Below are 14,396 nucleotides of genomic sequence, written 5' to 3' on the forward strand. Positions count from 1 at the left end.
GGTCCACTTCTACCCGCGCTCCCTCTCACCCTTTCTATTCAGCGAATTGGCTTTGGTAGAGTTTGGCGTAGGTGCCGTTGAGGGCGAGGAGTTCTTGGTGGCTGCCTTGTTCGACGATGTCCCCCTGGTCGAGGACGAGGATGTGGTCGGCGTCGACGATTGTGGAGAGGCGGTGGGCGATGACGAAGTTGGTTCGTCCGGTCATGAGATTGGCCATGGCTTCTTGGATGAGGCCTTCTGTCCGGGTGTCGACGGAGGAGGTAGCTTCGTCCAGGATGAGGATATCAGGATCCGAGATGAAGGCCCGGGCAATGGTGAGGAGCTGGCGTTGGCCTTGGGAGATGTTGGAGGCTTCTTCGTTGAGTAGGGTGTCGAAGCCATCTGGGAGGCTCTCAATGAAGTGGTAGCAGTAGGCTTGTTTGGCCGCCTGGATCACTTCTTCTTGGCTAGCTCCGGACTTACCATAGCGGATGTTTTCTTCGATACTGGCTTGGAGGAGCCAAGTGTCTTGGAGGACCATGCCAAAATGTTGGCGCAGATTATCGCGCGGTACCTGGCGAATGTCTGTTCCGTTGATCCGGATCGCCCCCTTGCTGACATCGTAGAAGCGCAAGAGGAGGTTGATCAGGGTGGTCTTACCGGCCCCCGTTGGCCCCACAATGGCAATCGTTTGCCCCTGGTCCACTTCTAAACTCAGGTCTTTGATAATGGGATGGCCGGTTTCATAGGCAAAGCCCACGTGGTCGAAGCTGATGCTTTCGATAGGCGATTCAATTCGTGCCTCATCGCAGTCGACTTCTTCAGGTGCATCCAGAAATTCAAAGACCCGGTCGGCCGAAGCCAGGGTTTCTTGGAGGAGATTGGCCATCTCTGCCATGGTATTGATGGGGCGAGTCATCTTCTGACTATACTGGATAAAGGCCAAAACGTCCCCGACGAGTATCTGCCGGTTGAGGACGAGGAGGCCGCCGACGATGGCAATAGCGACATAGCCCATGTTGCTGACAAAAGTCATCACAGGTAGGAGGACCCCCGCCATAAAGCTGGCCTTGTAAGACACATCATAGAGCTTGTCATTGTAGGTACGGAATTCTTTGTCGGCCCGGTCTTCATAGTTATAGGCCTTAATCAGGTCCGTCCCAGTAAAGCTTTCTTCAACGTAGGCGACCATAGCTCCCAGTCCTTTTGCCTTGGCACGGAAGTATTTCTGCGACCGGTTGGTAATAAATCGAGTAGCAAAGAAGCTCATAGGTATGGTGATGAAGAAAATAGCTGTCATGACACCGGAAATCCGGAGCATCATCACGATGATACCTAGGAGGAGAATGATCCCATAGAAGACTTGGCTGATGGTCTGTTGGATATTCTTACCCAAAATTTCGACATCGCTGGTCATCCGACTCAAGAGATCACCTGTACGGGATTGGTCGAAGTAAGCTAGGGGGATGTGTTTGACTTTACGGGAGACTTCTTCTCTGAGCCTTAGGATAAAGTTCTGAGAGATATAAGTGAGCAGTTGGCCTTGGATGAAATTAAAAATACCAAGGGCCAAGTAGATCCCCAATAAAATTACACAGAGCCTAGCTACAGCCTGGAAGTTAATAGCCTGGCCCGATTGGACATCGTGGAAGAGCTGGCTGGTTAGGTCCCCCATCATGCGTGGGGCGATGATATCGCAAGCAGCGATAACTAAGGTAGAAAGAACACTAAGCCCTAAGAAGAGCTTGTATTGGCCGAGATAGGCAAGGAGCCGGGGTAAAGTTTTTTGTGTTTTCTTAGTCATGGTCAGCCGCCTCCTCTCCTTGGCTTAGGGCAATTTCACGGTAAATTTGATTATGAGCTAGCAAGTCCTCATGGCTGCCGAAACCTTTGACCTGGCCATTATCGAGGACTAGGATCTTATCGGCATGGCGGATTGTGGCCACACGCTGGGCGACAATAATTAAGATGGCCTGGTCTAGGGCTTCCTGGAGGGCCTGGCGGAGCTCATAGTCCGTCTGATAGTCGAGGGCAGAGAAGGAGTCGTCGAAGATATAGACAGGAACCTGACGACTCAAGGCCCGGGCAATGGCTAGACGCTGGCGTTGACCTCCCGAGAAGTTGTTCCCCCCGCGAATCATAGCTTCGTCGAGTGGGTTTTCTGCGGGCAGAAAATCACGAGCCTGGGCAATGCTTAGATTATTAAGCAATTGATCGTCGCTAACTCCCTCGTTACTATAGGACAAGTTGTCACGGATGGACTTGGTGAAGAAGAAGTTTTGCTGGGGCACATAGCTCATCTGGTCGCGCACACTAGCGGCTTCTAAGTCTTCAATATCTTGGTCGTTAATGAGTAAGTGGCCGGTGCTTGGATCATAGAATTGGAGCAGGAGTTTGAGTAGGGTCGACTTCCCTGATCCGGTTCCCCCAATAATGCCCAGGGTCTGGCCACGTTCGATGCTAAAGTTAATCCCTTTTAAGGCTGGCAGATTGGCGCCTGGGTAATAGAAGGTCAACTCACGGGCTTCAATCCGTTGAATCGGCTCTTGGAGGGAAGTCTGCCCCCCAATTTCACGCGTTGGATAGGTCAAGAGTTTATTCACCCGCTGGGCCGAAGTAAAGGTCCGCGGCAGCATGGTTAAGAGGTGGGAGATCATAATCAAAGCCGAAAGGACCTGGGTAATGTACTGGAGATAGGCCATCATATCTCCAATCTGCAAGTCCCCCTGGTCGATCAGGTGAGAACCAAAATAAGCCACCCCAACTAGGGAGAAGTTCAAGATAATGGTCAAAAGAGGCATAACGGTAATCATAATACGGTTCACCTTGAGAGCGGTTTGGTAGTAGTCCTCATTGGCCTCACTGAAGATTTCTTCTTCATAACGGTTACGGGAAAAGGCTCGAATAACCCGCAGCCCCGTCAAACGCTGGCGGAAAAGCAGGTTGATGCGGTCGAGATAGGCTTGCAACTTAGGAAAATAAGGCAAGGCCACTCGAAAGACAATATAGGTCCCGATTAGAATTAAGGGTAAACTGAGAAAAATGACAAAAGACAAGCGGAGATTGGTGGTCAGGGCCATAATCAGCCCACCCACAAACATTAAGAGTCCCCGGACCCAGGGCCGCATGCCCATCAAGGCCATTTGTTCAATTTGATTGACATCATCCGTTGTTCGGGTAATTAAAGAGGAAATCCCGAAGTCTTCGGTCTCATCGAAGGTCATGTGGTTGACCTTGGTATACATTTGGTGGCGTACGTCCCGGGAGAAGCCCATAGCTGCCTTAGCTGAGTGGTAGGCGGCTGAGCCTCGGCAGAGGACGGTCACAAGAACAACGAGCAACATGACGCCCCCTATCCTAAGAATCAGCTGGGTATCCCCATTGGCCACCCCCTGGTCGACCACCGTAGACATTAATTTGGGTAGAAAAAGTTCACCCAGAGCATTTCCGAAAGTCAGTAAAATAACGAGTAAGATTCGCCAACGGTAAGCTCTTAGGTAAGCAAATACTTGCACAATCGAGTGCCTCCAATCTAATCAAACGATCACTATTGATCATAATTGCGTACCCTCCACTTTATCACAAGCGAGGCCAGCAAGCGAATAAAAGAACTCAGTCCTCCCATTTGCAGCCAAGAGAATAAATCCGGTAGAATATAGCTAAGCCTAAGAAAGGAGGGCTCGTGATGCTTTATCTTATCTTTCTTATCCTGGCTGTAGTGACCCTAGGACTTGGTTTTTGGGCACTGAAGCAGGATCGGATCGCTTTTTACAGTCTTGACCAAAACCAGACCGACCACAACCACCTACTTGCCCAGGGATTGGGTGTTAGCCTCCTATTTGCTGGAACGGTTCTAGCCTTTATTTTAGTTATTGTTTATTTCTTCCACTTACCAGCCTATTTATTACTTATTGTGGCAGCCTTCATCTACCTGACAGTTTTTGTCAAACTAGCGCAAATGAAGGACTCGCTTAAGCAATAGTATTCTCCAGTCTGCCGATCCCTTCAATTGTCACACAGACCAGATCACCCGGCTGCAGCCAGACTCGGTCTTCAGCTTTTTTACCGGCAACTACCCCATCCGGCGTCCCAGTGAAGATGAGGTCACCCGGCTTAAGTGTCATGTGACGGGATAGGTAGCTGACAATTTCAGGAATGCTGAAGATCATTTGTTGGGTCGAAGCGGTCTGGACCGTCTGACCGTTCACCTGGCAGCTAATGGCGAGCTGCTGGGGATCAAGCTGGTCCGACAAGCTGACATAGGGTCCGACTGGCGCAAAACCATCTCCTGTCTTCCCGACCAACCACTGACTACTGGCGAATTGCCGGTCTCTCAAGGAGAGATCGTTACCTGCCGTATAGGCAAAGATCATGTCTGTCCGGAAATCTTTTGGTCGGATGTCTTTGATTTCTTCCCCCACGATTGCGACAAGCTCAGCCTCATAGTCGAGCTGGCTGCCATAACTTGGGAAAGGAATCTTTTGTCCAGCCGCTGCCAAGGCATTATTAAACTTAGAGAAGATCGTCGGTTCCTCCCGAGCATCCGACCGGTCCACTTCATCGATATGGTCCTGGTAGTTGAGCCCAACGCAGAGAATTTTCTCTGGTGCTAACACAGCGGGTAGAAAGTCAAAGTCCCCTTCTAAGGGGGGCAGGTCTTGGCTTGTTAAAGTTCTGAGTCTGTCGATTAAGGCCTTGGCCTGGTTAGCCTTCAGGAGGTCATCAATCGAATGGATCATCAAATTCTCATGGTCTAAGATCCAGTCACTGAGGGCGTAGTGTTTGTCGTTTAAGTAAGCACCTAGACTAGCTTGTCCCTGGTGGAGATAGTTAAAGAATTGCATGGAAAAACCCCTTTCAATAAAAGCTCTTATCTTCATTATAGCCCATCGCTTGGTGGAATGCCCCTAAAATGCTAGATGGGCCCCAGAAGCCATCAGAGAAATAATTATGGAAAAATACTGAGCAATTACTTGCGTCATTTTTCCCAGTCTGTTAAAATATAATATTGTGAGTATGAATATACTCTCCTTGCTCTTTTCTAATGAGGAGAGCCACAAGACCAAAAGGAGGTGCGAAAGCCAATGACTAAATATGAAGTTTTATACATTATCCGTCCAGATTTAGATGATGCGTCAAAATCAGCCTTAGTTGAAAACTTTGACAATATCTTAACTTCAAATGGGACTTCAATCATTGAATCAAAAGACTGGCAAAAACGTCGTTTCGCATACGAAATTGAAGATTTCCGCGAAGGAATCTACCATATCGTAGAATGTGAAGCTGAAGATGCTGAAGGCATCAACGAATTTGACCGTCTCGCTAAGATCAACGACGGCATTTTACGTCACATGATCACTAAAATTGAAGCTTAATGAAGACTAAGATTACGAGAGAGGGATTATCATATGATTAACAATGTCGTATTAGTTGGCCGATTAACTCGAGAAGTCGATTTACGTTATACGCAAAGCGGCATCGCTGTTGCTAACTTTACAGTAGCTTGTGATCGCAACTTTCGTAATTCACAGGGTGAAACTGAGACAGACTTCATTTCCTGTGTGATGTGGCGTAAGTCAGCCGAAAATTTTGCTAAGTTTACCCGGAAAGGTTCCCTCGTCGGAATTGAAGGGAGTATTCAAACGCGTAACTACGAAAACCAACAAGGACAACGTGTTTACGTAACAGAAGTTTTAGCTAATAATTTCAGCTTACTAGAGCCAAAATCAGTTACTGAAAGTCGTCCACAATCTAACAATAATTCATATGGTAACAATGCTTACCAAGGCAATAACTTTGGTTCATCAAACCAAAATCAAGATCCATTTGCTTCCCAAGCAAATCAAGATCCTTTTGCCTCTAATGATAATTCTTCTCCGTTTAGTGCAGGCGGATTTGGCAATGACAACCCATTTGCTTCTGGTAACAACGACCAGAACCAATCGTCTAACAATGATGGGGCCTCGATTAATATTGCCGATGATGACCTGCCATTCTAAAAATGGAATAAAGGAGGATAATGAACATGGCACAAAATCGTCGTCGTGGTGGCCGTAGACGTAGAAAAGTATGTTTCTTCTGCGCTAACCATGTAGATCATATTGATTTTAAAGATACAGATTTATTACAACGTTATATTTCTGAAAAAGGTAAAATCTTACCTCGCCGTGTAACTGGTACATGTGCAAAACACCAACGTGCTTTAGCAACTGCTATTAAACGTTCACGTGTAATGGCCTTATTACCATTTACCGTTCAGGACTAATAGAAGAGAGCACCGGGTATCAACCGGGTGCTTTTTTTATGCCTGTGTATAAACATATGTTCCTAAAACAAGAGTTTTCCACATGTTAATTCTATTTATGCACAGGTGTGGATAGTTATGAGGCTAACTGTGGATTGTTCCACGTGAAACAGCCTAGAACTTGTCCACAGCAACTATCCACAAGACTGTTCGTAAGTGGACAAACCTGTTGATTTGTGGATAAGAAGTTTGGGAAACAGGGGTTTTGTCCGTTGGTAGGAACGTATGTTCTTATTTATAGCATTATTATTGATTATTAGATAAAAAAGTACTTAAATATGGAAAAGTATAAACCTAATGTGGATATCCTTGAATTGTGGATAAAAATAAGAAATGATGTTCCTCTCGTCTAGTGTGGATAAGTATAAAATTTTCTTTTTATTATAAAGCTGTGTATAAGTTCTTCTAGCTAAAAAATGATTAGCGATGTGAGTAGATCTTTTAATGTGCCACATGGAACAAAATGAAGTTTTTTAATTGGGACTATAAAGGGAAATATGATAGCGTAATATAATGAATTGGCTTATTCTCCATTGCTGAGTTTTTGAGAATACATAGTCCAAGAAAAATACTGAATTAGTCTTAAGTTAATGAAAAGATCTAACTTCCTAGCAGATTTGGGATAACTTTGACCAAAATAATCTTAATATAAATGATTAAATATAATACTTTCCTAAGCAAGAATACCTATTATTGAATCATCAGATTGTGTAATAAATAAAAGAGAGACGATTTTTCTTCAAGAATGCAAGAACTATCGTCTCTCTTTTTTTATATTTTGCTAGTGATGTTAATAGCCGTAAGTAAATAAACAATGCTTTCCTAAAATTAGTAAATAAATGTTGTCCACTAGTTGCTAATATATTGCTAGCTTTACTTAACCCACTTCGATGTTTCACGTGGAACAATAGACTGTGTGCCACAGAAGCCTTTTACTAAATATGGAAGACATCTAGAATCTAGGGCTAGATTTCAAGTTAATGAAAACAGTATTGTTGACTATATTGACTATAGCTAATACTTCTCTCTAAAAATGTCTTCTTTAAAAAAGATATTGAATGTGATATGTAGGTTAAAATAGATTTATTTTAATTCTATAAGAGCGTGTGACAAAAGTCTATTAGTCCTGAATTCGGAATATATATCTGTAATTCGCTCTAGCTTTCGATCAGCTATAGCACAACTTATCTGTTAACTATGGAAAACTGTTGGTAAAGGATTGGACATAGTTAGTAGTTGGATTCATTTTCCTAACCTTCATGTGACTTCACAAGTCTCCGACACACAGTCAAGTCTTGAAGAGTGTTCTAATTCTGATGGCTTACTCCAGTGAACAAAAGCTAAGCGGACAATGCTTACATTCACACTCCTGGTATAGTTGTTGAGTTGGGCTCGCAAGATTCGACTTGAAGTGATTTCAAGTCATCGAAAGGTCTAAATAGCATCATCTTAATTCTCCATACCAATTAGTTGTAAAGACTAGCAATATTAAATTAATTTATCCAAGCGGAGGCCAGTGGAGAATAATTAATTACTGAATAAAAGTGTGATCCTTTCTATTTCTACTTAATCGTGTTATTAAAGTAATTTTGCTATTTGTGTTTCACGTGAAACAATGATTGTAGATGTTTGTCTCTTGTTTATCTTATTGGATATTGTAATTGTTAATCATATCTATGACAGCTAATCTTTATTTATAAGCTCAATCGTTGAAATTGGGAGGAGGCGAAAACTTTTAAGTTAGACAGATTATAATTGCTTACTGTTGAGTAGTTAGTTCTGAATCAGCTAACTAGCTAGCATAGAACCACTTATTATTATCCGTGTTTCATGACACTTTTAACATTGCTATGGACAAAACTATACGTGGTAAAAATTATGGGGAAATCTTTAGCTTGGTTGATGACAGAAGTTTAATTTGTAGTTGACTTAAAAAAAATATTTCATACAGGGAGGTCTGTCTAGTTAAAGAAAGAGTTCCACTTTGATATCTAATGCTTTATTCTCTTTAGTCCTTCTTTTTTATCGTCAAGTTTTGAATGCTTGAAATGAAAATATCAAAATCGACTTTAATTCACTATGAAGCTATTGTCCATATCTTATTGCTTTTGTAATATAAATGCTTAGTTTTTCTTTTTCGTAATGATTAATATCTTTCCTATTAACTTTTTCCAGCTATGTTTCACGTGAAACATTTTAAAATTGAGTGCTGAATAAGTTGGAATCAGTATTAGTGTTTCACGTGGAACATTTATAAAAGATAGAAATAGTAAAACTGATTTTTTTATAGCTGAGCAATAATATTTCTTAATGATTGATAGCAAGCGAGAATTCAAGCAAAAAGAAAGTGTTTATTTAATATATAAAGATAATATTTTAAGTTTTTACTGTTTTGACTCTTATGAAGCTTAATTAATTGTTTTACCAAAAAAGTGACTTTATTTTGTTTCACGTGTAACATTTTATATAGGGAACGTATGTTCTTTAATCCTTTTCTTTTTGCCTATTTCACGGTATAATAGAGATGATTGAAATTAATTTAAAAATAAGCTAAGTGTGTTAAAATATCCTTATATGAAATGAAGGAGTAGATCATGCAAAAAAATTACAAGCAGTCTAAGCAGCATCCTGAATTAAAAGATGGTCGCATTTCTCTTGCGATTGGGATTGCTGCACTCTTACTCTTGGCTTGTGCCATCCTAGCCTTTATCTCTAGTGTGAAATTAGGGGCTCTCATCCTCGTATTGGTTATCTTAGTAGCTTTAGTCTTGCTTTATGCTTGGAATGCCCTGGAATATGAGTTTGCTAAACAAATGGAGCGGCTCGAAAATCGTTTGCAATCGGTACAGAATGAAATTTTATTGCAGATGCCGATTGGTATTATCTTGTTTAATCCGAATGATAATTTGATCGACTGGGTGAACCCTTACTTATTAAAGTATTTTGACCGTAATGACTTGATTGGCCATGAACTTGAAGAAATCGATGCTGATTTAGCCGAAGTTTTTCATCGTTTATATGAAGAAGAAGGTCAATCCACGGATCGGATTCAGTGGCAGGATCGTTTCTTTGATGTCGGTCTCTTGCGCGATCAACGGGCCATGTACTTTATGGATGTGACCCAATATGGCGAAATCAGTCAAGCAGCCAGCAACAATCGTATGATTATTGGCCATATTTTGGTGGATAATTATGATGAAATCATGTCGGCCTTGAATGACCGCCGCAAGTCAACGATCGATAACTACATGACCAAGCAATTGTCGACTTGGGGAAGAAAGTATAATAGTTTTGTTAAAGAATTGGACGATGACCGCTTCCTTCTCATCGGGACTTACGGGGCCTTGCAAGAGATGGAAGAGGATAAATTCCAGATTATCGATACAATCCGAGAAGCCACTTCTAAGTGGAACTTCCCACTGACCTTATCGATTGGGATTTCTTACCGTGAGATGGATGATCCGCTAAGTATTAGCGAAATTGGGGACCAAGCCCAAGCCAATGTGGACCTGGCCTTGAGCCGTGGAGGTGATCAAGTTGTCATCAAAGTTAAGAACCAAAAGGCCCGTTACTATGGGGGAAAAACCAATCCAATGGTTAAGCGGACCCATGTGCGGTCGCGGCAAATAGCCAATACGATTGCCAAGATGATGCAGGAAAATCAGACTATCTTTGTTATGGGGCACGATTATCCCGATATGGATGCTATTGGTGCTTGCGTGGGAATTCGGCGTATTGCTCAGATGAATGATAGCCACTGCTATATCGTGGTGAATGAAGATCGAATCAACCAAGATATTAAGCGGGTAATTGAAGAATTGCGCCAAGATCCAGATAATGCAGAGGCTATTATTTCGCCAAGCCAGGCCGAAGAGATGGTCCAACCAGACTCTCTTGTCTTCTTGGTGGATGTTCACCGGCCTTCTATCACGGTAGCCCCTGAATTAATTGAAGCGGTTAATGGGATTGTGGTTATTGACCACCACCGGAAGGGTGAAGAAGTGGCCAGTAATATTCTCTTAGAATACATTGAGCCCTATGCTTCCTCGGCCTGCGAACTGATTACGGAATTCTTTGAATACCAAAATCCAGAAGGCAGTCCGGTTAATCGCTTGGAAGCGACGATCATGTTGGCAGGGATTATGGTTGACTCACGGAACTTCTCCTTGCGTACGGGCTCGCGGACCTTTGATGCGGCTTCTTATCTGAAGTCTAATGGGGCCGATTCCATCCTCATCCAAGAGTTCTTGAAGGAGGATCTCAATGATTATATCGACCGCAGCCAATTGATCGAGAGCGTCCAGTATGTTGAGCCCAATATGGGGATTGCTCAGGGTCCAGATGGTCAAGTATATGCCACTGTGATTGCTGCCCAGGCAGCGGATACCCTCTTGTCCATGAATGGGATAGCCGCTTCCTTCGTTGTCTTCCAACGTAATGACGGTCGGGTCGGCATTTCGGCTCGGAGTATGGGAAATGTCAACGTGCAAACGATCATGGAAGAACTGGGAGGTGGCGGCCACTTGTCCAATGCTGCCACACAGATTTCCGATGTGACGGTGAGTGAAGCGGTCGACCAGTTGAAAGCAGTTTTAGCAAAAGATAAGGAGGAATAAGGATGAAAGTTATATTCTTACAAGATGTTAAAAAACAAGGTAAAAAAGGTGAAATTAAGGAAGTTTCTACCGGCTATGCGCAAAACTACCTGATTAAAAAAGGCCTAGCTAAAGAAGCGACCAATAGTGCCATCTCTGCCCTAAAAGGCAAACAAAAGGCAGAAGCCAAAGAAGCCGCTGAAGAAAAGGCAGAGGCTGAAAAATTAAAGGCCCTTCTAGAAGATGAGGAAACGGTTGCTGAAGTTAAGGCTAAGGGTGGCGAAGATGGCCGTCTCTTTGGTTCTGTGCCATCTAAGCAAATTGCGACAGCCTTGAAGGACCAATATGGGATTAAGATCGATAAACGGAAGATTGAATTACCCAACCCAATCCGTGCTTTTGGCTATCGGAACGTGCCTGTGAAATTACATCCGGATGTTGAAGCGACGATCCGGGTACATGTTGTTGAGGAATAGAAAATTTAAAAAAGAATGAGAATTGAATGGGCTAGGGCTTTTTTTGCCCTGGCTTATTTTCATGAGCTGAAGTTTTTAGTATAATTATTAACGCCTAAATGACTTGATTTATGACGAAGGAGGAAATCATGGCTGATAGTGACTTAATAGAACGTATTCCTCCTCAGAATATTGAAGCTGAGCAGGCAGTATTGGGTTCAATCCTACTTGAACCGGATATTTTTACAACTGTCAATGAATTTGTCAGTGAAGAAGATTTTTATAAAAGAAGCCACCGCTTGATTTTTAGCTCTATGCAGCGACTCAATGACCGGGATGAGGCGATTGACGCCTTGACGATCCAGGAAGATCTGCAGAGCCGGGGCATGCTGGAGAATATCGGTGGGGCTGACTATATTTTTGAAATTGCTGAGAAGACACCGACGGCAGCGAATGCGGAGTACTATGCCAAGATTGTCGAAGAGAAGTCGATCCTTAGAAAGCTGATCCATGCGACCAATACAATTCAGAAGGAATCTTACGGTGAGGAACATGACTTGACGACCATCCTGGATGGGGCCGAGCGGCAAATCCTAGCGGTGAGTGAAAATCGCAATCGTAATGGTTTTATCCATATCTCCCAGGTGCTCCAGGAATCGATTGGACATATTGAAGAATTGTCCAAGCAGCATGAGGCGGTAACGGGGATTGCGACGGGTTACCCTGATCTTGATAAGATGACCACGGGCTTGCACCCGGATGAGTTGATTATCCTTGCGGCCCGGCCTGGGGTAGGGAAGACGGCTTTCGTTCTGAATATAGCTCAGAACATTTCGACCAAGCAGAATGGTCGGGTGGCCATCTTCAGCCTGGAAATGGGGGCCGAATCCTTGGTTAACCGGATGCTCTGTGCGGAAGGTAGTATCGATGCTAACCGTTTGCGGACGGGACGTTTAGAGCCGCAAGAGTGGTCTGACCTAGTCGTTGCCATGGGGGCTTTAGGGGAGTCTGAGATTTACATCGACGACACTCCAGGGATCCGGGTGACAGATATTCGGGCTAAGTCGCGCCGACTCAAGCAAGAGAAGGGAGACTTGGACCTGATTGTGATTGACTACTTGCAGTTGATCGAAGGGAGCCGGCGGAGCGAGAACCGCCAGCAGGAAGTGTCTGAGATTTCTCGGCAATTAAAGAAATTAGCTAAAGAACTGAGTGTGCCGGTCATTGCCCTGTCCCAACTTTCTCGGAGTGTGGAGCAACGGCAGGATAAGCGGCCTGTCCTCAGTGATATCCGGGAATCCGGTTCGATCGAGCAGGATGCGGATATTGTTGCCTTCCTTTACCGTGAGGATTATTATCAAAGAGAGGGCAGCGAAGAGGAAGAGAATCCGGATGCTGATAATAACATTATTGAAGTGATTATTGAGAAGAACCGGAGTGGGGCCCGCGGGACAGTGAAATTAATCTTCACTAAGGAATTCAATAAATTCTCCTCGGTAAGTTTCCGAGATGAAGCGGAGATGTAGGGGAGTAAAGACGGTTGTAGCGTCAAAAATACTATCCAATCTATGGATAAGCCAATCGAGAAAGGACTTGGAATTATGTCTGGAATTGTTGTTGTTGGAACACAGTGGGGAGACGAAGGGAAAGGGAAGATTACGGACTTCCTAGCTAAGGAGGCTAGCGCTATTGTCCGCTACCAGGGCGGAGATAATGCCGGCCATACCATCCAATTCGATGGGAAGAAATTTGCCCTCCACCTCATTCCTTCTGGTATCTTCTCGCCAGATAAGTTATCCATTATTGGCAATGGGGTTGTCGTCAATCCCCAAGCCTTAGTCAAGGAATTGAACTATCTTAAGGAGAATGGTGTAGACACGAGCGGCTTACGGATTTCCAACCGGGCCCATGTCATCCTGCCCTACCACATTGAATTAGACCGACTCCAAGAAGAAGCTAAGGGCGACCAAAAGATTGGAACGACCATTAAAGGGATCGGCCCTGCTTATACTGATAAAGCAGCTCGGATCGGGATTCGTTTCTGTGATTTACTAGAAAAGGATAGCTTTGCGGAAAAATTAAAGGCAAATCTTGCTTATCATAACCAAGTCATTGAAAAGATTTACCAAGGACAAGCTTTAGATTTTGACTCTATTTTTGAAAGCTACTATGCTTATGGTCAAGAAGTTAAAGATTATGTGGCGGATTCTTCTTATTTGATTGGTCAGTTGATGGACCAAGGGCAACGGGTTCTCTTCGAAGGGGCCCAAGGTAATATGTTGGATATTGACCAAGGGACCTATCCTTTTGTGACCTCTTCAAATCCTGTAGCTGGGGGCGCCACCATTGGGACCGGGATCGGTGCAACCCAGATTGATAAGGTGGTTGGGGTCTGCAAGGCCTATACCTCACGAGTGGGGGAAGGGGCCTTCCCAACTGAGCTCTTTGATGAAGTAGGCGACCGCATCCGCGAAGTGGGTCATGAATATGGGACGACAACGGGTCGGCCACGCCGGGTAGGTTGGTTCGACGCTGTGGTGATGCGCCACTCTAAACGTATCTCTGGCTTAACCGATCTCAGCTTGAACTGTGTCGATGTCTTATCTGGTCTGGAAGAAGTGAAGATCTGCGTGGCTTACGAGAAATCAGATGGCAGTCGCATCGATTACTATCCTGCCAGCCTTAAAGAATTGGCTGATTGTACCCCTATTTATGAAACGCTGCCTGGTTGGTCAGAAGATATTACAGCTTGCAAGAGCCTTGATGACCTACCTGACAATGCCCGTCGTTATGTGGAACGCGTCAGTGAATTAGTGGGGGTTAAAATCTCTACCTTCTCTGTCGGCCCTGATCGCGAACAAACTAATATTTTGAATGATATTTGGAATAGCTAAGAAGATAAAAAGGCAGCTAAGCGAGAAAACCAATCATTTCTCGCTTAGCTGCCTTTTAGTTTGGATTGCTATCTTGCTTGGGATGAGCTTCTTATCTAAGCAAATGCCCTTGCTTTCACTATAGTCGGGTTCAGACTGGCAGCTTTCGTGTCACTTCACAAGTCTCCGC

The 14,396-nt window shown here is 44.1% G+C and carries 11 protein-coding genes; 8 read left to right on the forward strand and 3 right to left on the reverse strand.

Annotation, left to right across the window (positions count from 1 at the left end):
* Positions 1 to 34: 34 nt before the first annotated feature.
* On the reverse strand, positions 35 to 1,783 hold the full coding sequence (locus HMPREF2626_RS00055) for an ABC transporter ATP-binding protein (RefSeq protein WP_070616403.1): 1,749 nt from the start codon (positions 1,781 to 1,783) through the stop codon (positions 35 to 37).
* On the reverse strand, positions 1,776 to 3,494 hold the full coding sequence (locus tag HMPREF2626_RS00060; RefSeq protein WP_070616405.1) for an ABC transporter ATP-binding protein: 1,719 nt from the start codon (positions 3,492 to 3,494) through the stop codon (positions 1,776 to 1,778). Before HMPREF2626_RS00060 ends, HMPREF2626_RS00055 begins: the two co-directional genes overlap by 8 nt.
* Positions 3,495 to 3,664: 170 nt before the next feature.
* Here HMPREF2626_RS00060 and HMPREF2626_RS00065 point away from each other — a divergent pair, with 170 nt between their 5' ends.
* Complete coding sequence (locus HMPREF2626_RS00065) at positions 3,665 to 3,961, forward strand: hypothetical protein (RefSeq protein ID WP_070616407.1); 297 nt, start codon at positions 3,665 to 3,667, stop codon at positions 3,959 to 3,961.
* Here the strand turns inward: HMPREF2626_RS00065 and HMPREF2626_RS00070 are convergent.
* Positions 3,951 to 4,823 carry a fumarylacetoacetate hydrolase family protein gene (locus HMPREF2626_RS00070; RefSeq protein WP_070616409.1) on the reverse strand — a complete coding sequence of 291 codons (873 nt, stop codon included), beginning with the start codon at positions 4,821 to 4,823 and terminating at the stop codon, positions 3,951 to 3,953. The genes HMPREF2626_RS00065 and HMPREF2626_RS00070 overlap by 11 nt on opposite strands.
* A gap of 240 nt (positions 4,824 to 5,063) precedes the next feature.
* On the opposite strand from HMPREF2626_RS00070, the gene rpsF reads away from it, so the two are divergent.
* From rpsF to HMPREF2626_RS00100, 7 genes are all read left to right on the forward strand, one after another.
* Positions 5,064 to 5,354 carry a 30S ribosomal protein S6 gene (gene rpsF, locus HMPREF2626_RS00075; protein WP_067973608.1) on the forward strand — a complete coding sequence of 97 codons (291 nt, stop codon included), beginning with the start codon at positions 5,064 to 5,066 and terminating at the stop codon, positions 5,352 to 5,354.
* 33 nt (positions 5,355 to 5,387) lie between these two features.
* Entirely contained in the window at positions 5,388 to 5,978 is a 591-nt protein-coding gene (ssb, locus tag HMPREF2626_RS00080) for a single-stranded DNA-binding protein (RefSeq protein ID WP_070616411.1), read from the forward strand.
* Between the two features lie 26 nt (positions 5,979 to 6,004).
* On the forward strand, positions 6,005 to 6,244 hold the full coding sequence (gene rpsR, locus HMPREF2626_RS09895; RefSeq protein WP_083272419.1) for a 30S ribosomal protein S18: 240 nt from the start codon (positions 6,005 to 6,007) through the stop codon (positions 6,242 to 6,244).
* A 2,633-nt stretch (positions 6,245 to 8,877) separates the two neighbouring features.
* A complete protein-coding gene (locus HMPREF2626_RS00085; RefSeq protein ID WP_070616413.1) occupies positions 8,878 to 10,899 on the forward strand; it encodes a DHH family phosphoesterase in 2,022 nt (673 codons plus the stop codon).
* A 2-nt stretch (positions 10,900 to 10,901) separates the two neighbouring features.
* Positions 10,902 to 11,354, forward strand: a complete 453-nt coding sequence (rplI, locus tag HMPREF2626_RS00090) for a 50S ribosomal protein L9 (RefSeq protein WP_070616415.1) — start codon at positions 10,902 to 10,904, stop codon at positions 11,352 to 11,354.
* Positions 11,355 to 11,482: 128 nt separating this feature from the next.
* Entirely contained in the window at positions 11,483 to 12,859 is a 1,377-nt protein-coding gene (dnaB, locus tag HMPREF2626_RS00095; protein WP_067973592.1) for a replicative DNA helicase, read from the forward strand.
* Positions 12,860 to 12,934: 75 nt separating this feature from the next.
* A complete protein-coding gene (locus HMPREF2626_RS00100; protein ID WP_070616417.1) occupies positions 12,935 to 14,227 on the forward strand; it encodes an adenylosuccinate synthase in 1,293 nt (430 codons plus the stop codon).
* Positions 14,228 to 14,396 lie beyond the last annotated feature (169 nt).

It is taken from the genome of Aerococcus sp. HMSC062A02 (assembly GCF_001809535.1).
In the GTDB taxonomy this organism is placed as follows: domain Bacteria; phylum Bacillota; class Bacilli; order Lactobacillales; family Aerococcaceae; genus Aerococcus.